This is a genomic window from Sunxiuqinia dokdonensis, from assembly GCF_001270965.1.
Classification (GTDB): domain Bacteria; phylum Bacteroidota; class Bacteroidia; order Bacteroidales; family Prolixibacteraceae; genus Sunxiuqinia; species Sunxiuqinia dokdonensis.
In genome coordinates, this window is sequence record NZ_LGIA01000025.1 from 38,807 (window position 1) to 58,898 (window position 20,092).

General features: G+C 46.1%; 16 protein-coding genes. 3 read left to right on the top strand and 13 right to left on the bottom strand.

What is annotated here, in order from left to right:
* Positions 1–53: 53 nt before the first annotated feature.
* From NC99_RS02940 to NC99_RS02975, 8 genes are all read right to left on the bottom strand, one after another.
* Entirely contained in the window at positions 54–1,304 is a 1,251-nt protein-coding gene (locus tag NC99_RS02940) for a glutamate-5-semialdehyde dehydrogenase (RefSeq protein WP_053179691.1), read from the bottom strand.
* Between the two features lie 147 nt (positions 1,305–1,451).
* Entirely contained in the window at positions 1,452–2,543 is a 1,092-nt protein-coding gene (proB, locus tag NC99_RS02945) for a glutamate 5-kinase (RefSeq protein WP_053179693.1), read from the bottom strand.
* An 11-nt stretch (positions 2,544–2,554) separates the two neighbouring features.
* Complete coding sequence (gene proC / locus NC99_RS02950) at positions 2,555–3,352, bottom strand: pyrroline-5-carboxylate reductase (RefSeq protein ID WP_053179695.1); 798 nt, start codon at positions 3,350–3,352, stop codon at positions 2,555–2,557.
* A 2-nt stretch (positions 3,353–3,354) separates the two neighbouring features.
* Entirely contained in the window at positions 3,355–4,509 is a 1,155-nt protein-coding gene (locus NC99_RS02955; RefSeq protein WP_053179697.1) for an aspartate aminotransferase family protein, read from the bottom strand.
* 74 nt (positions 4,510–4,583) lie between these two features.
* On the bottom strand, positions 4,584–5,552 hold the full coding sequence (argC, locus tag NC99_RS02960; RefSeq protein ID WP_053179699.1) for an N-acetyl-gamma-glutamyl-phosphate reductase: 969 nt from the start codon (positions 5,550–5,552) through the stop codon (positions 4,584–4,586).
* Positions 5,553–5,566: 14 nt separating this feature from the next.
* Positions 5,567–6,760, bottom strand: a complete 1,194-nt coding sequence (locus NC99_RS02965) for an argininosuccinate synthase (protein ID WP_053179701.1) — start codon at positions 6,758–6,760, stop codon at positions 5,567–5,569.
* Between the two features lie 148 nt (positions 6,761–6,908).
* Complete coding sequence (locus NC99_RS02970; RefSeq protein ID WP_053179703.1) at positions 6,909–7,634, bottom strand: GNAT family N-acetyltransferase; 726 nt, start codon at positions 7,632–7,634, stop codon at positions 6,909–6,911.
* A 13-nt stretch (positions 7,635–7,647) separates the two neighbouring features.
* Positions 7,648–8,130, bottom strand: coding sequence for an arginine repressor (locus tag NC99_RS02975; protein ID WP_053179705.1), 483 nt, complete (start codon positions 8,128–8,130; stop codon positions 7,648–7,650).
* A gap of 249 nt (positions 8,131–8,379) precedes the next feature.
* On the opposite strand from NC99_RS02975, the gene carA reads away from it, so the two are divergent.
* Together carA and carB are read left to right on the top strand one after the other, a co-directional pair.
* A complete protein-coding gene (gene carA, locus NC99_RS02980) occupies positions 8,380–9,468 on the top strand; it encodes a glutamine-hydrolyzing carbamoyl-phosphate synthase small subunit (RefSeq protein WP_053179707.1) in 1,089 nt (362 codons plus the stop codon).
* Between the two features lie 21 nt (positions 9,469–9,489).
* On the top strand, positions 9,490–12,729 hold the full coding sequence (gene carB, locus NC99_RS02985; protein WP_053179709.1) for a carbamoyl-phosphate synthase (glutamine-hydrolyzing) large subunit: 3,240 nt from the start codon (positions 9,490–9,492) through the stop codon (positions 12,727–12,729).
* 82 nt (positions 12,730–12,811) lie between these two features.
* Here the strand turns inward: carB and NC99_RS02990 are convergent, their stop codons facing one another.
* The 5 genes from NC99_RS02990 to NC99_RS03010 all read right to left on the bottom strand — a co-directional run bounded on the left by NC99_RS02990 (position 12,812) and on the right by NC99_RS03010 (position 18,845).
* Complete coding sequence (locus tag NC99_RS02990; RefSeq protein WP_053179711.1) at positions 12,812–14,134, bottom strand: PAS domain-containing sensor histidine kinase; 1,323 nt, start codon at positions 14,132–14,134, stop codon at positions 12,812–12,814.
* Between the two features lie 208 nt (positions 14,135–14,342).
* Positions 14,343–15,593 (bottom strand): DUF1015 domain-containing protein, encoded by a 1,251-nt coding sequence (locus NC99_RS02995; protein ID WP_053179713.1) that lies wholly within the window; start codon positions 15,591–15,593, stop codon positions 14,343–14,345.
* Between the two features lie 181 nt (positions 15,594–15,774).
* Entirely contained in the window at positions 15,775–16,695 is a 921-nt protein-coding gene (locus NC99_RS03000; protein WP_053179715.1) for an NAD(P)-dependent oxidoreductase, read from the bottom strand.
* 149 nt (positions 16,696–16,844) lie between these two features.
* Positions 16,845–17,921 (bottom strand): 3-phosphoserine/phosphohydroxythreonine transaminase, encoded by a 1,077-nt coding sequence (serC, locus tag NC99_RS03005; RefSeq protein ID WP_053179717.1) that lies wholly within the window; start codon positions 17,919–17,921, stop codon positions 16,845–16,847.
* 177 nt (positions 17,922–18,098) lie between these two features.
* Positions 18,099–18,845, bottom strand: a complete 747-nt coding sequence (locus tag NC99_RS03010) for a 2-phosphosulfolactate phosphatase (RefSeq protein WP_239684393.1) — start codon at positions 18,843–18,845, stop codon at positions 18,099–18,101.
* Between the two features lie 323 nt (positions 18,846–19,168).
* On the opposite strand from NC99_RS03010, the gene NC99_RS03020 reads away from it, so the two are divergent.
* Entirely contained in the window at positions 19,169–19,888 is a 720-nt protein-coding gene (locus tag NC99_RS03020) for a hypothetical protein (RefSeq protein ID WP_053179721.1), read from the top strand.
* Positions 19,889–20,092: the final 204 nt, after the last annotated feature.

Consider the following 20,092-nt stretch of genomic DNA (forward strand, 5'->3'; position numbering starts at 1 on the left):
AATAAAAAATACAGCTTCTGAAACAAGTTCAGAATGACTTGCGCTACGCCAGTCTACTTCGGTCTGACCTGCCCATTCCCATCAATCAGGTATTTGTAGCTGGTGAGCTCTTCCAATGCCATCGGGCCCCGGGCGTGCAGTTTTTGGGTTGAAATTCCAATCTCAGCTCCCAGTCCAAACTGTGCGCCATCGGTAAATGCTGTTGACACGTTACAATAAACCGACGAAGCATCGACCATCTTTCTAAATAAATCCAGCCGCTCCTCGTTTTCCGAAATGATGGCTTCGCTGTGTTTTGAGCTGTAAGCAGCAATGTGATCCAGCGCATCGATGAAACTAGGAACCGTTTTCACCGACATGCGATAGCCTAAAAACTCGGTTCCAAAAGATTCTTCGGTGGCTCGCTCCAGCAATGCCGACGGGTAATGGCCATTCAAGGCAGCATAGGCTTTTTCGTCAGCATAAATGACCACCTTACTGTCAGGCAAATTGGCGCACAGCTGCGGCAAATCAGCCAAACGGCTTTCGTGCAGCACCAGACAGTCCAGGGCATTGCAAACACTGGGGCGACGGGTTTTGGCATTCTCCACAATCGCCTGTCCCTTATCGGCATCGCCATACTCATCGAAATAGGTGTGGCAAATTCCGGCTCCGGTTTCAATGACTGGAATGCTGGCATTTTCGCGCACATAGTCGATCAATCCTTGCGAACCGCGTGGAATCAGCAGATCGACATAGCCGCGCGCATTCAGAATCTCCGCTGTAGCAGCACGATCGGCTGGTAAGAGCGTGAGTATATTGTGGTCAACACTGTGCTTTTCCAACACCGAGTGAATGACTTTAACAATGGCCGTATTTGAATCAATGGCATCGCTTCCGCCTTTTAAAACACAGGCATTACCCGATTTCAGACACAGGGAAAACACATCGAAGGTGACATTTGGCCGGGCTTCATAAATAATTCCAATCACCCCAAAAGCTACCGAAACTTTTCGAATACGCATGCCATTGGGGCGGGTGGTTTCACTTAAAATCCGGCCCAAAGGCGAAGGTAAAGACGCGACATTACGGATATCAGAAGCAATTCCTTCGATCCTTTCCGGGCTTAGTTTCAAGCGATCAAACTTGGGATCGGCCGGGTCCATCCGGCTCAAATCCTTTTGGTTTTCAACCAATACGGCTTCGGTATGTTCCAAAGCAGCATCGGCAAGATCATTCAAAATCGCGTTGATTTTGTCTTCGCTCAGCAAAGCCATACTTCTGCTGGCTTTCAATGTCAATTCCAATTGTTTTTTTACCTCCATGGTTCCTACCGTTAAATTATTAAAAGTCCCCTTCCCTGGGGGAGGAAGGGGACAAACTCAGAATATTTTGACTATTGAAGTCAACAAAAAGGGGGTTGTTATAGAAAAGGGTATAAATAACTATCCTGAGCTTTTATCATTCATTTTTTAATCTTCACTTAAATATAAATAGTCGTAATGCACCACTGGCCTTTGTTTGGGTGAGTCGCCCTCGGCCTTGACTTTATCAGCCGAATACTGCGATTTACCCCAGCCCACCAGCCGGCCTTTTTCATCAATAATTTTCACAATGTCGCCGCGCTTAAACAGCCCTCGCACCTCGGTTACTCCAATGGGTAACAAACTGGTGGCCTTGGTAGAAAACAGCGCTTCTTTGGCTCCCTGGTTAATGATTAACTCACCTTTGGCAAAACTGTGCGAGTACGCAATCCACTTTTTGACGTTCGACGACTTCCGCTTTTCCGCTTTAAAGTAGGTGTGCGCCACCCGACGATCCTTGCTCAAAATATCGGTCAGCACTTCATCGCGCAAACCATTGGCAATGTGAACCGAAATGCCCTCCTTCGCCACTTTTCGGGCAATGGAACTCTTTGTGAGCATCCCGCCCCGGCCAAAACCCGACTTCTGCGGCAAAATCTTGTCCATCCAGTCGCGATCTTTCAGATGAATCTCCTCAATGATCCTAGACCCGGGCAAGTTTGGGTCACCATCGAAAATCCCGTCGATGTTACTGAGGATAATCAGCGCATCCGAATTTTGCATCGAAGCAATCAGGCCCGACAGCTCGTCGTTGTCGGTAAACATCAGCTCGCTCACCGAAATGGTGTCGTTCTCATTGACAATCGGCACGACTCCATTCTCAAGTAAAGTGGTGAAGCAGTTCTTCATGTTCAGGTAATGATTGCGCTCGCCAAAATTATCTTTGGTGGTCAGCACCTGGGCACAGGTAATGCCATGTTCATTGAAAAACCCAGCGTACTGATTGATCATTTTCACCTGACCAATAGCCGACCACAACTGCCGCGATGACACCGTATCCAGCTTTTTGGTTAGTTTTACTTCGCTTCGTCCGGCAGCAACCGCTCCCGACGATACCAGGATCACTTCAACCCCACGCTTGTACAGGCTGGCAATCTGGTCGACCAAATGCTTCATTCGGGCAACATTCAATGTCCCATCAGACTTAGTTAGAACGTTACTACCTACTTTTATGGTAATCTTTTTATAGTTGAAACTCATGTTTCCTTTTTCTAGCCACGCTCAATTTTGTTGAACGAGGCAATCAAACCCTGAATAACCGAGGAGCTGAATCCCTTATGCTCCATCTCATTAATCCCCGTAATGGTGATTCCCCTCGGCGTGGTGACTTTGTCAATCTCCCGCTCCGGATGATGTCCGGTGTTCATAATCAGCTGTACGGCACCCTTGACCGTTTGCGCAGTAATAAACTGGGCCATTTCAGCGCCAAAGCCCATCTCAACCCCACCCTGCATGGCCGCACGCACATAACGCAACGCAAAGGCAGTTCCGCACGATGCCAGTACGGTTGCCGCAGCCATCAATTCTTCCTGAATCACCACCGTTTTTCCCAACTGGTCAAACAGCGTTTGTACGGTTTCCAGATGGGCATCAGCCTGGCCATTGCCCGAAATGCAGGTCATCGACTCCTGCAAAGAAATGGCCGTATTGGGCATCACCCGAAAGATGATGGATTCGTTGCCAATCAGCTTGGCCAAATCACTCAACGACACGCCGGCAGCAATGGAAACGATGATTTTATCCAAAGTCAACGCCGGTTTTATTTGGTCAATCACTTTTTCAACATGATACGGTTTTACCGCCAAAATCACCAAATCGGCTGTTTTTGCCGCTTCCAGGTTATCCTGAAAGGTGTTCACTCCTTTGGCTTGGAATCCTTCCAGAACATTTTTTCGGGGATCAGCAATGGTAATGGCCGAAGGTTCAATGTAACCCGATTTCAGCAGGCCATTGACAATGGCTCCGCCCATGTTCCCTGCTCCTATGATGGTGATCTTTCCAACTTTCATTTTTAGTCTATTTCGTTTGAATGAACATGCAATTCACTCAGTACTTTTTCAAATTTTTCGATAAAATAAGCAGCCTGCTCCATGGTTAGCGACAATGGAGGCAGCAAACGAATAATATGTGCCCCGGACACTCCGGTAAATATTTTTCCCTCAAACAACAGCTTTTGGCGAATGGGCTTCACTTCTTCGTCGAACTCAATGCCGATCATGAGTCCTTTTCCCCGTACATCTTTAACACCGCTGATCCGAGAGAGTTCTTGCAGTAGAAAATTTCCTACTTTTTCAGCATTAGTAACCAGATTTTCCTGTTTCATGATTTCCAGCACCGCAATTCCAGCAGCACAAGCCAGGTAGTTGCCACCAAAAGTGGTTCCGAGCATCCCGTGCCAGGGCTTCAGTTGCGGACTGATCAAGACGCCACCAATTGGAAAACCATTGCCCATTCCCTTGGCCATGGTAATCATGTCGGGCTGAACTTTGGTATATTGAAAAGCAAAAAACTTACCACTACGCCCGTAGCCCGACTGAATTTCATCCAAAATGAGCAGAGCACCATGTTGTTTGCACAATACACTCAATTGTTCCAGAAAATCCGGATTCGGAACATGAATGCCGCCAATTCCCTGGATGCCTTCAATAATCACGGCAGCAATATCGTCGGCCTGCAGTTGCTTTTCGACAGCTTCAATGTTGTTGAACGGCAGAATCACCGCATTGTCAGTTTCATTAACCGGCGCAATAATTTTTGGATTGTCGGTTACCGCAACCACCGCCGAGGTGCGGCCGTGGAAGCCTTTTTTGAAGCTGATGACTCTTTTTCGACCCGTAGCAAACGAAGCCAGCTTAAGTGCATTTTCATTGGCTTCAGCACCAGAGTTGCACAAAAACAACTGGTAATCGTCCAACCCGGAAAGTTGCCCCAGTTTGTCGGCCAACTCCTGCTGCTGCGGAATCTTTACCGAATTGCTGTAAAAACCAATCCGCTGCAACTGTTCGCCAATTTTACTAACATAAACCGGATGACTATGCCCCACCGAAATCACCGCATGACCACCATATAAATCAAGGTAACGGTTTCCGGCATCGTCCCATACGTAGCATCCTTCGGCTTTCACCGGAGTAATGTCAAACAATGGATATACGTCGAATAATTTCATGTTCAAATTCCAAGTTTCAAATTCCAAATTCCAGGCATGTCAGCTTGTCGCTAACAGCTTGTGGCTTGAGGCTCCTAAAAAGCCACCGCCTTTAAATTCAATCCTACTTTTTCGTTCAGGCCAAACATCAGGTTCATGTTTTGTACGGCCTGTCCCGAAGCGCCTTTCAGCAGGTTGTCCGTCACGCTCAAAATCAACAATTTGCTGCCGTGCTTTTCCAAATAAAGAACGGCCTTATTGGTGTTCACCACCTGTTTCACATCCGGGTTCTCGCTGGTCACAAAAACAAACGGATGGCTGGCATAATAATCTTCATAAAGCTTAACCGCTTCCTCAGCCGTTCCTTCAAAATCAGTATAAACCGAAGCAAAGATCCCGCGGGTGTGGTTTCCGCGAACCGGGACAAAATTGACATCAAAGTCAAACGAATTTTGCAGCTGCTGAAAGCTTTGACGAATTTCGCCCAAGTGCTGGTGCTGAAAAGCTTTGTAAACCGACACATTGCTGTTTCGCCAGCTAAAGTGCGAGGTTTTGCTTGGCGCCTGTCCTGCTCCGGTCGAACCGGTGATGGCATGCACATGCAATTCGTTTTTCAGCAAGCCGGCAGCAGCCAGCGGCAACACCGCCAGTTGAATTCCCGTAGCGAAGCAGCCCGGATTGGCAATTCGCTTCGATGCACGAATCAGTTCGCGGTTGATTTCGGGCAAGCCATAAACAAAGTCATTTCCTTCGGCTTTCAAACGGAAATCATGACTGAGGTCGATGATTTTAACCGACGCAGGAATACTTGTACTTTCAATAAATTCCTTTGATTTTCCGTGGCCCATGCACAAAAACAAAACATCGGCCTTGGTCAAATCCGGATCAGCCTCAAATGTCAAGCTTGTTTCGCCAACCAAATCGCGATGAACAGCATCGACCAAATTGCCCGCATTGCTGCTGCTCTGCACAAAGGCAATGGCTGCTTCGGGATGGTTCAGCAAAATGCGAATCAACTCACCAGCGGTATATCCTGCTCCTCCTATTATTCCAACTTGAATCATGAACGTTCTCCGAATTAATATTTTTTATTGACTGAATTGTAAATCTTCAGTGATGTTCCCAAAATCTTGGTGAAGCCTTTGACATCTTCGCTGGTCCAGGCTTTGTTCATTTCGCCGTACTCGCCAAAGTCCGATTTCATCAAGTCGTTATCGGACTCAATACCGACCAAAACATAGTGGTACGGTTTCAGCTTGATAATGACTTTCCCTGTCACAGTTTCCTGCGTATTTTCGAGGAATTTTTCGATGTCGCGCATCACCGGATCAAGATAAAGCGCTTCATGCAAAAACATGCCATACCAGTTGGCCAATTGCTCTTTCCAGTACATTTGCCATTTGGTCAAGGTATGTTTCTCAAGCATTTGGTGTGCTTTTATAATCAGCATAGGGGCAGCAGCCTCAAAACCTACCCGGCCTTTGATTCCGATAATCGTATCGCCAATATGCATGTCGCGGCCAATGGCAAAAGGAGCAGCCAGATCTTCCAACGCTCGAATGGCGTCAACCGTATTAAAGTATTTTTTACCGTCAACACCTTTCAGCTCACCTTCAACAAAATCAAGCGAGATCTCTTTTTCTCCTTTTTCCTTCAACTGTGACGGATAAGCTTCCTCGGGCAGTGTTTTTTCAGAGGTCAGTGTTTCCTTTCCGCCAATGCTCGTTCCCCACAGGCCTTTGTTGATCGAATAGGCCATCTTTGACCAATCGGCTTCAACGCCATGTTCTTTCAAGTAGTCAATTTCTGCCTGGCGGCTAAGCTGCAAATCACGGGTTGGCGTTAAAATCTTGATGTCGGGTGCCAGCACTTCAAAAGTGAGGTCGAAACGAACCTGGTCGTTTCCGGCACCAGTACTACCGTGCGCCACGTATTTGGCTCCAATTTTTTTGGCATATTCAATGATGGCAATGGCCTGAAAAACCCGTTCCGAACTAACCGAAATCGGGTAAGTATTGTTTCGAAGGACGTTGCCATATACCATGTAACGAATACACTTATTGTAATAAGTATCGGTTACATCCAGCGTGACATGCTTGGCTGATCCGAGTTCATAGGCACGCTTTTCGATATCGTCCAACTCTTCGGCACCAAAGCCACCCGTATTCGCAATTGCCGTGTAAACTTCCAGGTTTTTTTCTACTGACAAATACTTGGCGCAAAAGGACGTATCTAAACCTCCGCTGTATGCTAATACGACTTTTTCTTTCATGTTTATTCGTTTTATAAAAAGTGATGACACCAGTTCAGCATTTCTACTGAAAACTTACAACTTTACTAACCTTATTATTTCCCCGCCGCTGCAATGCTCATGAACCGGGTTAACGATTCAATACAGCTTTGGGATCATTTGAAGAAAATTAATCCTGCAATGATTGCCGAACAGTGCCATCACTCATATGTTGTACAATTTTTTTAAACAGATTCATCCCCGAACCTTTACCGTTCGAATGAGACTTTGGTTTCAATTTTCCGATCATTTCCGACAAGGAAATTCGCTTTGGTTTCTCTTCTTTCTTTTCCTCTTTTTTTTCTTTCTTTTCTTCCCATGCCGGATCAAACAGCATTCCAGTGCATAAACATTTTGAGCGCCCTGTGCGCGTAAGAATATCATAGTTCACACAACTTTTGCAGCCTTTCCAAAAATCTTCGTCATCCGTCAGTTCTGAAAAAGTAACGGGCCGGTAACCCAGTTCGTGGTTGATTTTCATGACAGCCAGCCCGGTGGTCAAGCCAAAAATTTTGGCTTTGGGAAATTTGGTTCGCGACAATTCAAACGCTTTCCGTTTGATTTCGCGCGCCAAGCCAATTCCACGGTAGTCGCGAACGACAATCAAACCCGAGTTAGCCACAAAACGATTGTGTCCCCACGATTCGATGTAACAAAACCCGGCAAACGTGTCGCCATCCAAAGCAATGATCGCTTTACCTTCAGTAATTTTGTTGGTAATATATTCGTCCGACCGGCGGGCAATACCTGTTCCCCGCTCTTTCGAAGCCAAATCAATGCTATCATTTATCTCAGCAACATAATTCAAATGGGAAACATTTGCCGCTGTTACTTTTATATCTTTAATGTTTTTCATTGAGTCAATTCAACTATCCAATTTTATCTTCCAATTTTGGCATCACCAAAATCAGACTATTAATTAAATCACTGGGAGTAATGCCCTCTCGCATCACCAACAAAATGGTATCATCCCCCGCAATACTTCCAATAATTTCATAAGGGTCGGCATTGTCCAACACCGCAGCTAAACTGCTGGCATAGCCCGGTCGCGTTCTTAATACGGCCAGGTTGCCCGAGAATTGCAAATCACGAAATCCGTCAACCAAAAAATTAACGCGGGTATTTTCCCGCTGTGGCTCCACACTCACGCCTTCAGGAATAACATAAACGTAACCCTTGTTGGCGTGCGGTACTTTGGCTACTTTCAGGATTTTCAAATCGCGCGACAAAGTGGCTTGCGTCAAATCAAATCCCTCCTCTTTCAACTGGCCAAGCAACTCTTCCTGGCTGCTCACCTCTTTTGAAGTAATGATTCTTTTGATAGCCAACTGTCTCTTCGTGCGATTTTTCATTTTGTATATATATGCAATACTTCTGCAAAAATATGCATTTTTTATCGAATTCAAATTTTTATTTCGGATTTATTTCTATTTTTGTAGCCGAATCGTAGACATGAAAACATTTTGACATGCTGGACGTTTTCGAAGTATTAGAAATATGACGGTAAAGAAAAGACATTATTTACAAGAAATAAGCACAATGCGTTTGCCCTACTTTCAGTAGCCAGACGCATTTTTTTTAATCTATAAGCGATTATTACAATGACACAGGCAAAAAAAGTCAGTTTGGTTTTAGAAGATGGGACCAGGTTCGAAGGAAAGTCGTTCGGATATGACCACTCCATTGCGGGAGAAGTGGTTTTTTATACGGCCATGACCGGCTATCCGGAAAGTTTAACAGATCCTTCATATACCGGTCAGATTTTGGTTTCAACTTACCCGATGATCGGAAACTATGGTGTTCCGCACGACCTTTTGGATGAAGGAATCCATGCGCACTATGAGTCGCACAAAGTACACATCAGCGGATTGATCATTTCCGATTATTCTTCGGAATACAGTCACTGGAATGCGCAAAAAAGCTTGGGCGACTGGTTGAAAGAATCGAGAGTTCCGGGCTTGTATGGTATCGACACACGGGCGCTCACCAAAATTCTGCGGGTGAAAGGCTCGATGCTGGGTAAAATCGAGTTTGAAGATGAACCCGTTGATTTTTATGATCCTAACAAGGAGAACCTGGTGGCCATTGCCAGTATTCAGAAAAAAGAAGTGTATGGCAAAGGCCAGCACAAAGTAGTACTGATCGATTGCGGGGTGAAAAATAACATTATCCGCTGCTTGCTCGATCGCGATGCAACAGTCATTCGTGTTCCATGGGATTACGACTTTTCCAACGAGGAATACGACGGCGTTTTCATTTCGAATGGACCGGGCGATCCGGCGCGTTGTGAAAAAACCGTGGCAAACATTAAAAAAGTGATGGACCTTGAAAAACCCATCATGGGAATTTGCCTGGGCAACCAGCTCCTGGCCCGTGCTGCCGGAGCCGAAACCTACAAGCTAAAGTTTGGCCACCGCAGCCATAACCAGCCGGTTCTGCTGGCCGGAACTGACCGATGCTTCATCACCTCACAAAACCATGGCTATGTTGTCGACCCCAATACCCTGTCGTCAGATTGGGAAGCTTTATTTACCAATGTCAATGACAGCACCAACGAAGGAATCCGGCACAAGTCGAAACCGTTCTTCTCTACCCAGTTCCACCCGGAAGCGTCCAGCGGCCCGGTTGACACGGAGTATTTGTTTGATGAGTTCATTCAAAATATTGTTGATTTTAAGCAGAAAGCCTAATTTTTATAACACAGCTTACAAATGAGTAACCAATTAAATAAAAGCATCAAGAAAGTAATCGTTCTGGGTTCAGGAGCGCTGAAGATCGGTGAAGCCGGTGAGTTTGACTATTCCGGCTCACAGGCATTAAAAGCCTTGAAAGAAGAAAATGTTGAAACGGTTCTGATCAATCCGAATATCGCCACCATCCAAACATCGCAGGAAATTGCCGATAAAATTTACTTTTTGCCCATTACTGCCTTCTTTGTGGAGCAGGTCATCAAAAAAGAAAAACCGGACGGAATTTTGCTGGCCTTTGGTGGTCAAACAGCTTTGAACTGTGGCGTGGATTTATTCCGGCAGGGAATTCTTGAAAAATACAATATCCAAGTGGTGGGAACCCCGGTTCAATCGATTATCGACACGGAAGACCGTCAGATTTTTGCTGGAATATTGCGAGAAATTGATGTTTACACGCCGCGTAGTATCGCCTGTGTCAACATGGCCGAAGCCAAAGCGGCAGCCAAACAACTGGGCTTCCCCATCATTATACGTGCAGCCTATACGCTGGGCGGCTTGGGAAGTGGTTTTTGCAAAAACGAGCAGGAACTGCAACAACTGGCTTCCAGCGCGTTCTCCTACTCGCCCCAAATTTTGGTTGAAGAGTCGCTGAAAGGCTGGAAAGAAGTGGAATACGAGGTGGTGCGCGACCAATACGACAACTGCATCACCGTTTGTAACATGGAAAATTTCGACCCGCTTGGCATCCATACCGGCGAAAGCATTGTGGTTGCTCCTTCGCAAACCCTGTCCAACAAGGAATACCATAAGCTACGGGCCGTTTCCATAAAAATCATTCGCCGTATCGGCATCGTTGGCGAGTGTAACGTGCAGTTTGCGCTCGATCCATTTTCAGAAGACTACCGGGTGATTGAAGTGAATGCACGTCTTTCACGGTCATCAGCCCTGGCATCGAAAGCAACCGGTTACCCACTGGCTTTTGTTGCTGCCAAACTTGGCTTGGGTTATGGCTTGCACGAACTGAGCAACTCCGTGACCAAAGTAACGACAGCCTGTTTCGAACCTGCGCTGGATTACGTCGTTTGCAAAATTCCACGCTGGGATCTTAGTAAATTCAGTGGCGTATCCAAAAACCTGGGAAGCTCGATGAAATCGGTTGGCGAAATTATGGCTATCGGCCGGAGTTTCGAAGAAGCCATTCAGAAAGGAATCCGAATGGTGGGAATTGGCATGCATGGTTTTGTTGCCAACAACGAAGAAATCACCATTGAACAGATTGACGAAGAGTTGACCAATCCGACAGACCGAAGAATCTTTGCCATTGCATCGGCCTTCGACCGGGGCTATTCGATTGACGAAATCTACCAAAAAACAAAAATCGACCGCTGGTTTCTTCAAAAGCTGTATAAAATACATCAGCTGAAAGAGCAATTGCTTCCGGTAAACAGCTTGCCCGATTTGGAGGACGAACTGCTGCTGGAAACCAAAAAAGCCGGATTCTCCGATTTTCAGATTGCACGACTGGTGCTAAAAGCGTCGAACAAGGAAATGAATGCCAAGCTGCTTGAAGTTCGCGAACACCGGAAAGCACGAGACATTACGCCGGTTGTCAAGCAGATTGATACGCTGGCCGGCGAATATCCTGCGCAGACCAATTACCTGTACATGACTTACAATGGTACGGAGCACGATATCGAATTCCCGAAAGACAACAACTCGGTGATTGTATTGGGTTCCGGCGCCTACCGCATCGGAAGCTCCGTGGAATTTGACTGGTGTTCGGTCAATGCCATCAACACCATTCGCAAGGAAGGCTATCGCTCCATCATGATCAACTACAACCCGGAAACGGTCAGTACCGACTACGACACCTGCGACCGGCTGTTCTTCGACGAACTGACCTTCGAACGGGTGATGGACGTGGTTGATCTGGAAAGCCCCAAAGGTGTTATCCTGTCAGTTGGCGGACAAATTCCGAACAATTTGGCCATGAAACTGGCGAGTCAAGACGTGCCAATCCTAGGTACTTCGGCACAAAAAATTGACAATGCCGAAGACCGGAAAAAATTCAGCTCGCTGCTGGATGAGTTGGGCATTGACCAACCTCGCTGGAATGAGCTGACCAGCATTGATGACATTTACCGGTTTGTTGAAGAAGTGGGCTATCCGCTGCTGATTCGCCCTTCCTACGTTTTGTCGGGTGCAGCCATGAATGTCGTATCAAACGAAGAACAGCTGGAGCATTTCCTGAACCTGGCAGCCGATGTATCGAAGGAGCATCCGGTTGTGGTTTCTGAGTTTATTGAACTGGCCAAGGAAATTGAGATTGACGCGGTGGCCGACAAAGGCGAAGTGGTTGCTTATGCCATTTCGGAACATGTTGAGTTTGCCGGAGTCCACTCAGGCGACGCGACCATTGTGTTTCCACCACAAAAGCTGTATGTGGAAACCATTCGCCGCATCAAACGAATTTCGCGTGAGATCGCCAAAGCCCTTGACATTTCGGGACCCTTTAACATGCAGTTTCTGGCCAAAGACAATGACATCAAGGTGATTGAATGTAACCTGCGTGCCTCGCGGAGCTCCCCCTTTGTTTCGAAGGTCATGAAAATCAACCTGATTGAAATTGCCACACAGGTCATGCTGGGTACGCCCTACCAGAAGCCCGACAAATCGTTGTTCGAGCTGGACTATGTGGGCGTGAAAGCACCACAATTCTCTTTTGCCCGGTTACTGAATGCCGACCCTGTGCTGGGGGTTGACATGTCGTCGACCGGCGAAGTGGGCTGTATTGGCGAAAATTACTATGAAGCACTTTTAAAAGCCATGCTTTCGGTTGGTTACAGCTTCCCGAAAAAGAACATCCTGATTTCGTCGGGTCCTGCCCGCTCGAAACTGGAAATGCTGAACAGTGCCCGCATGTTGTTTGAAAACGGCTACAACGTTTACGCCACCGAAGGAACCCATCGATTCCTGCGCGAAAACAAAGTCAAATCGACGATGCTGCACTGGCCCGATGAGGAAGATCAGCATCCAAACACGATTGAATACCTTCGCGAAAAGAAAATCGATTTGGTGGTAAACATCCCGAAAAATTACACCAAACGCGAGTTGAGCAACGGGTATAAAATCCGTAGGAACTCAATCGACTACAACGTGCCACTGATTACTAATGCACGTTTGGCCAGTGCATTCATTTATTCGTTCTGCAAGCACACGCCCGATGATATCGCCATTAAGCACTGGGCTGAATACAAATAACAAGCAACGATTGTATAAAACGAAAGCCGGTTCGACACATGTTGAACCGGCTTCATTTATTTTTGAATCCCATTGAAGGGCATTATTGCAAGTCTGAACCTGACGGGCCACCCGGAAGTTGAATAAAAAAAGAAGATCCGTTTCCAGCTTCGCTTTCAACCCATATTTTTCCGCGGTGCTTTTCAATGAAATCTTTACAAACCACCAACCCCAACCCCGTACCCACTTCCTTTTCGGTTTCGAGTGAAGTTTGGGTTTCGGCAAAACTGAACAGGCCGGCCATCTTTTTCGGAGTCATTCCCTGCCCGTTGTCTTTTATTTCGATAATCACAGCCTGCTCCTCGTCCGCGCTTCGCGCAAAAACCTCAACCTGGCCATCCCTCGGTGTAAACTTGATCGCGTTCGAAATCAGGTTTCGTAAAACAATGCGCATCATGTCGTGGTCGGCGTACACGAACAATTCGCCGGAAACATGATTTTCCATCCGAATCCCTTTGATGGTTCCTGTTTCGCGTATGGTTCCAAAAACAAGGGCCACCAGTTCATTCAATTTTAACGGTGCCGGTTCAAACGAGGCTATTTTCTTTTGTACCATTGCCCAGCGCAACAGGCTTTCGAGCAGGTTAAAGGTATTTTTGGCGGCTGAATTCACTTCGCGTGCATATTCAACCAAGGTCTGCCTGTCAAAGTGTTCAGCATCATCCCGAATCATTTCACTGTAACCCAAAATGGCATTGAACTGGTTTTTCAGATCGTGTGCAATTATAGACAGCAGTTTGTCTTTCGTCGCATTAAGTTCACGCAAACTATTTTCGCTCTCACGCAATGCTTTTTCTACGGCTTTTTGGGTGGTGTTGTCTTTCACGTAAGCAATCAAGCGCTTTTCGCCATTCAATGTCACAAACTGGGTGTTAATCTCGGTCGGAAAAATAGTCCCATCCTTTTTCACATTCTCTCGCTCCACATAAGCTTCACCGGTTGCCATTTCGTCCGGAATAATTTCGGGGAGCAGATCGCGAAACTCGGCAGGCACCAAATCACGAATCGATAGCTTCAGCATTTCCTCCTTCGAATAACCAAACATTTCATGCCCCCGGGTATTGCAATCGAGAATTTCTCCCCGCTCATTTTCAATGTAAATTCCATCTCGCGAAAGATTAATCAGGGTCTGGTATTTCTTTTCGCTGTCTTTGAGTCGCTGTTTTTGGTTGTAGCTCCGAAACAGCAAAAGCATGATCAGAGCACCGGAAATTCCGCCAGCGACCGTCGTGACTAAATTTTCATTCAACACGAAATGGTCGCTTACGACAAACGAATCGTGAAAAGCCAAAAAAAGGAATAAGATGATACTCCCCAACATGAATCCAGCAAACACATTTATTATCATCAACAACACACGATGCATCTCTTCAACAATTTTGATAATAGCATGAGAACGGCTTATACCTTAATTCAAACGAGCAAAATAATATGAACCGATTCTCAGAATGGGCAAGATAGGAAAAAATGAGTTTGAAAACACCGGCCAAAAGGTATTGCACAACAGCATCAATGACACCCAAAAAAATCCCGGCTGAAAAATATTCAACCGGGATTCAATGCTGTTACAATATTCAATCCAGTTTGTGGATCACGAGGCCTGATCGGAGTTTGGGCTCAAACCAGGTTGTTTTTGGCGGCATAATATTACCGCTGTCTGCTATGGCAATTAGCTGCTCCATCGACACCGGATACAAAGCAAAGGCCACTTTCATATCCCCGCTGTCCACGCGTTTTTTAAGCTCGCCCAAGCCACGAATTCCACCTACAAAATCGATGCGTTTGGACGTGCGCAAATCCTGAATATCCAGAATTGGCTCCAACACCTGGCTCGACAGGATGGTCACATCCAACACGCCAATTGGGTCCGAATCATCGTAGGTTCCTTCTTTGGCCGTCAACTTATACCATTCGCCTTCCAGGTACATGCCGAACTCATGCAAGCGCGAAGGTTTAAACAGTTCGGTCCCCATGTTTTCAAGATGGAAACCCTGAGCCAGTTTTCCCAACAATTCGGAAACACTCAAACCATTCAAATCTTTCACCACGCGGTTATAATCAATAATTTGAAGTTGATTGTCAGGAAAATGTACCGCCATGAAATAATTGTACGATTCGTTGCCCGTATGATTTGGATTTTGAGCTTTCTTTTCGAGGCCAATGCGGGCCGCTGCTGCAGTGCGGTGGTGTCCGTCGGCCACATAAGTTGCCGGAACCTTCTTGGAAAACAGCTCTTCAATTTGCTGAATCACGCTTTTCTTTTGAATCGTCCAAAAGTGATGCCCAAAGCCATCTTCGGCCACAAAGTCGTAGTCGGGTGCTTGATTTTTCACCACCGATTCAACCAAAGCATCAATTTCGGGAACCGCCTTGTACGAAAAGAAAACCGGCTCGATGTTCGCATTCAGGTAGCGGGTCAAAATCATCCGATCTTCCTCCTTATCGGGGCGGGTAAGCTCATGCTTTTTGATAATCCCATTGTGATAATCATCGCACGAGGCAGCGCCAACAATGCCATACTGGGTGCGGCCATCCATGGTTTGCGCGTAAATGTAGTACTTGGGCTCATCGTCTTGCTGCAGCCAGCCATTTTGCTGAAACCTGGTAAAATTTTCAACCGACTTTTCATACACTTCATCGGCGTGAATATCGGTTCCGTCGGGCAAATCAATCTCGGCACGGGTAATGTGTAACAAGGAATTTTCTTTACCATCTGCCATGCGGGCAGCTTCTTCCGAGTTCATAACGTCATAAGGAAGACAAGCCAGGTCTTCCGCAATTTCCTGTGGTGGACGAAGTCCTTTAAAAGGTTTTATTACAGCCATGTTTAATCTATTTCAAAATTAATTCTGAAGAATTTCAATTGGCAACGAATTTACAACCGATATTTTAAATCGCCACGAATAAAGAGTAGAAAGTCGTTTTTGTTAAAGTTTTGATTCAAAAAAGGACCCCATTCCAAAGGTAAGAATGGGATCCTTGATATCTCCTTATTGAATCGGGTTCTTACTTATTGACCTGAAAAGTGCGATCACCGTTTTCAAAAAACTCAACAATTTGTTCGGCAGCGGCAACACCGGCGTTCAAATTGGCTTCGGCGGTTTGTGCGCCCAGCTTTTTGGGGGTGAAGTAATAACGGCCTTCAAAATCCTGCTTAAACCGGTCAATGCAGTCCGGAGCAATATCCGACAGATACTTCACATCGGGACGCGCCGCCATAAACTCGCACAGTTCGTCCTCGTTCACCACTTCCTTGCGGGCTGTGTTTACAATGATGGCATGTTCTTTCAGGTGTTTCAGCACATCCATGCTGACCGATTGGAGGTGTTCGCCACGGGCAGGCACATGGATAGAAACGACATCGGACACCGCATACAACTCTTCGAGCGACTTGGTAACCCCAATACCCTGCGAAGCCGCTTGCGCCTTGCTGTACCGGGTATAAACCATCACATTCATGCCAAAAGCCCGGGCAATGCGGTGCACATTTCGGGCCACATAACCATAGCCGTGCAAGCCCAGCGTACGGCCACGAAGCTCGCCTCCCATTTTTCCACTAAATAAATCACGGATACCGTAAATGGCCAGTCCAATAGCCAGTTCGGCCACTGCGTTGGAGTTTTGGCCGGGGGTATTCATCACGCAAATCCCCTTTTCCCTGGCGTAAGCCGTGTCCACATTGTCGTAGCCAGCACCGGCACGAACCACGATTTTCAGGTTTGAAGCGGCGTCCAGTACTTCGCGGTCCACCAAATCGCTCCGAACGATTAAAGCATGTGCATCGCCTACTGCCTGCAGCAATTCCGACTTGGTGGCGTACTTCTCGAGCAGTTGAACCTGGTAACCCGCACTGTTGCAGATTTCACTCATTTGAGCAACCGCGGCCGGGGCAAACGGTTTTTCGGTTGCAATTAAAACTTTTGTCATTTTATTCAAATTTTAAGGTAAAAATAAAATGTCATTGCAAGCCAAATCGAAGCAACCCTGCGGTTACTTTAGCCGTTCCTCATGCTTTAATGACTTCAAAAAAAATGGAAGGTGAATCGGAAATCCATTCACCTTCCTATCTAAATGAACTATTTTACATGTGTTTTCTCGAACTCCGCCATACAGTCAATCAATGCCTGCACGCTTTCTTTTGGCATGGCATTGTAGATGGATGCACGGAAACCACCAACCGAACGGTGTCCCTTGATTCCGGACATGCCCTTTGACGTTGCAAAGTCCATGAAATCTTTTTCCAGGGTTTCGTAACCGTCATTCATGATGAAGCATACATTCATCAACGAACGGTCTTCTTTGTTCAGAACAGTTCCCTTAAACAAAGAATTGCGGTCGATTTCATTGTAAAGCATTGCGGCTTTTTCTTCGTTAATTTTTTCCATCGCCGCGATACCGCCGTTATCTTTCAGCCATTTCAAGGTTTGCAAAGCAGCAAAAACAGGCACAACCGGTGGTGTGTTAAACATTGAGCCATTATCAATATGCGTTTGATAATTCAACATGGTTGGAATTGGACGACCGACTTTGCCCAGCAGCTCATTTTTAACAATGACAAAAGCCACGCCCGCGGGAGCGAGGTTCTTCTGCGCACCACCGTAAATCAGTCCATACTTTGAAACATCAATTTGACGCGAAAAAATATCTGACGACATGTCGCATACCACCGGAATGTCCAAATCAAAATCTTTGCGGATTTGTGTTCCATAGATGGTATTGTTTGAAGTGAAGTGGAAATAATCCGCATCAGTCGGAATTTCAAATCCCTTTGGAATGTAGTTGTAAACCGTGTCTTTTGAAGAAGCAACTTCAACAACTTCGCCAAAAAACTTGGCTTCTTTCTGTGCTTTGGCTGCCCATGCCCCGGTATTCAGGTAGGCCGCTTTTTTGCTCATCAAGTTGTAGGGTACCATGCAAAATTGCAGTGAAGCACCGCCACCCAGAAACAAGACCGAATAGTCATCAGGAATATTCAGCAATTCGCGAAACAACGCCTGGGCTTCGTCCATCACTGCGATAAATTCTTTTCCACGATGCGATACTTCCATCACAGAAAGGCCGGTGCCGGCAAAATCTTTAATGGCTTCAGCGGTTTTTTCAATTGTAAATTGTGGTAAGATTGAAGGACCAGCCGAAAAATTATGCGTCTTCATATTGATATATTTATTAAGGGTTAAATAATTTCTTAGTAAAAGTAAATATTCATTCAAATTAACGGAAAATTACACGGTTGATATCTGAGAAAAATCAGGTCAAACAACACTGGCGCAAGTTATAAAACATTAATCTACAACAGGGTGTCAACTTGATAGAAATCACAAAAAAGCTGATTACTTTTCGCTATGCCCCATGCTTTTTGCCAGCAAGGTGCCATTGGTGTAATATGGAATTAAGTTTGTGAAATCGAGCTGGTGACAAAACTCCATGCAGTCGTCCAGCCCTTTAGATGCCAGACGCCCTTTTTGCGCGGTTTTCAGGCTATAGCTGTTCAGGTTGGTTTTAGCCAGCGACCACAAATCAACCGAGGCGGTTACCGCATCGCAAATACTTTCAAACTGACCCGAATTTAAGAGCAGCTCGGCCAAAGCTCCCGCACAAACCGTGTCCTCCAAACTAAAGCGATCTTTCCACGACGCGCAAAATAACAAGACCGGCGCATCTTGCGCAATCAAGTACTTCGCCAATGCCGAAAGGTTTAAAAACGAGCCAATCAACACTTCCTGCGAATGACTGGCCATATGAATACATCGCGTACCATTGGTGGTTGAATAAACTATCTGCTTACCTTTTACCTTGTCGGCTGAAAAGTTGAAGGGTGAATTTCCAAAGTCGGCAAAATCAAGCACGTAACCGTCGCGTTCCGATGCCACGATATAGCCGGCTTCCTTCTTTTGGCGCGCTTCTTCAACGGTAGCCACCGGAATTATGCGATCCACCCCGTTGGCAAAGGCCGTACAAATGGATGAAGTGGCCCGCAATACATCAATTACTACGACCAGGTTTTCGTCGTGGGCATGTTTGTCGTAAATGGCGGGAGTAATGCAAACCTCCAGCCGGCGCTTTTTTGTGTTCATCATTGCTGATTAAATCCAAGTGTCAGCAAAGATAAATTTATGAAAATAATATTCCGGGAATGGATTGAATAATTCGCCAAAATTGGCAAATTGTTAATCTTTTTGCCCGCCGGTATCAACGCAGCTCCCCAAAGTCGGTTTTCGGCCTCCCTCCCAATTCCGAAGTTCTGTGTTGATTCGGCGTCCGTTCAGCGATTACGGAATGGAGAATTTGAGCAAATGATGACCGCAATCATTTGCTGGCGGAAAGAAAAAAACATCAAATCCTTGTCATTCGTGCTCAAAACAAAACCGAACAATAAAAAAATTGGTGTATTTTCGCGAACATGAACGAAGTTATGATCGCCATTTTGAACTTTGCCTTGGCTTTTGGAGCCATTTTTTTGGTTCAACCCTCAGTAGCACAGGTTGCGCTGGCCAAAAACCTGATGGCACCGGAAGGAAGTCACGCCCCGGGAATCCCGCTCCTGTCAATGGGAGGCGTGTCCATGTTTATCGGGATCAATTTGTCGCTGGCGATCTTTTCAACCAATGAGGGCTTTGCCGGCCTGCATCCACTCATCGCCGCACTGATCATCTTGCTGTTTTCCGGGCTCTTGCTCGATACCAATATGGCCTTTCGATACGTCAGGCAACTGGCCCGGTTGCTGGCTGCCGCTGTTCTGGTGTTACACAGCCACGGAACACCGAACACCTTTTTTCCGGGTCTGCCACCCTGGCTGAATGCCGTGCTGCAGATGGCTTTTGTCATCGGTTTTATGTATGGTTACCACGAGTTGGTGCTGCATCGCAAAATGACGTTTTTGTACCTGGCTCTGCTCAATGCCCTGGTGTTCTTTCTGTTCATGTGGCAATGGCAAGCTCCTTTTAACGACATCCTTTTAGCGCTAAGCTTATCGGGAAGTTTATCAGGGATACTGGTTTACAGCCGTTATGCCCGCATCAAAAACAAACCCTTACCCCTCATCGGTCACACCGGCACTTTTTTGATCGCCATCATCCTGGCGGCTCTCTGGCTTGAAATTCTCGTTTTTTGGGCCAATTAAATATCGCGGCAGCCAATGAAAATACAAAGAGAAAACAAACAAAAAGCTAGACTGGTTGCAAAAACAAAACCCGATAGACGGCAGACCAAAAAATGGAAACCAAGTCAATAGAAAATCAACATAACAACCGAAGAACAATTCATCAGTTTAACAGTTATACCATTTTACCCATTTAACAACTCAACAATTTAACCCATCCATATC

Coding starts and splice junctions, on each gene's coding strand:
- serC (WP_053179717.1), bottom strand. CDS start 17,921: ATGAAGACGCATAATTTTTCGGCTGGTCCTTCAATCTTACCACAATTT.
- carA (WP_053179707.1), top strand. CDS start 8,380: ATGACACAGGCAAAAAAAGTCAGTTTGGTTTTAGAAGATGGGACCAGG.
- proB (WP_053179693.1), bottom strand. CDS start 2,543: ATGAGTTTCAACTATAAAAAGATTACCATAAAAGTAGGTAGTAACGTT.
- NC99_RS02965 (WP_053179701.1), bottom strand. CDS start 6,760: ATGAAAGAAAAAGTCGTATTAGCATACAGCGGAGGTTTAGATACGTCC.
- NC99_RS03010 (WP_239684393.1), bottom strand. CDS start 18,845: ATGATGAACACAAAAAAGCGCCGGCTGGAGGTTTGCATTACTCCCGCC.
- NC99_RS02995 (WP_053179713.1), bottom strand. CDS start 15,593: ATGGCTGTAATAAAACCTTTTAAAGGACTTCGTCCACCACAGGAAATT.
- NC99_RS02970 (WP_053179703.1), bottom strand. CDS start 7,634: ATGAAAAACATTAAAGATATAAAAGTAACAGCGGCAAATGTTTCCCAT.
- NC99_RS02940 (WP_053179691.1), bottom strand. CDS start 1,304: ATGGAGGTAAAAAAACAATTGGAATTGACATTGAAAGCCAGCAGAAGT.
- NC99_RS02990 (WP_053179711.1), bottom strand. CDS start 14,134: ATGCATCGTGTGTTGTTGATGATAATAAATGTGTTTGCTGGATTCATG.
- NC99_RS02955 (WP_053179697.1), bottom strand. CDS start 4,509: ATGAAATTATTCGACGTATATCCATTGTTTGACATTACTCCGGTGAAA.
- argC (WP_053179699.1), bottom strand. CDS start 5,552: ATGATTCAAGTTGGAATAATAGGAGGAGCAGGATATACCGCTGGTGAG.
- NC99_RS03000 (WP_053179715.1), bottom strand. CDS start 16,695: ATGACAAAAGTTTTAATTGCAACCGAAAAACCGTTTGCCCCGGCCGCG.
- NC99_RS03020 (WP_053179721.1), top strand. CDS start 19,169: ATGAACGAAGTTATGATCGCCATTTTGAACTTTGCCTTGGCTTTTGGA.
- carB (WP_053179709.1), top strand. CDS start 9,490: ATGAGTAACCAATTAAATAAAAGCATCAAGAAAGTAATCGTTCTGGGT.
- proC (WP_053179695.1), bottom strand. CDS start 3,352: ATGAAAGTTGGAAAGATCACCATCATAGGAGCAGGGAACATGGGCGGA.
- NC99_RS02975 (WP_053179705.1), bottom strand. CDS start 8,130: ATGAAAAATCGCACGAAGAGACAGTTGGCTATCAAAAGAATCATTACT.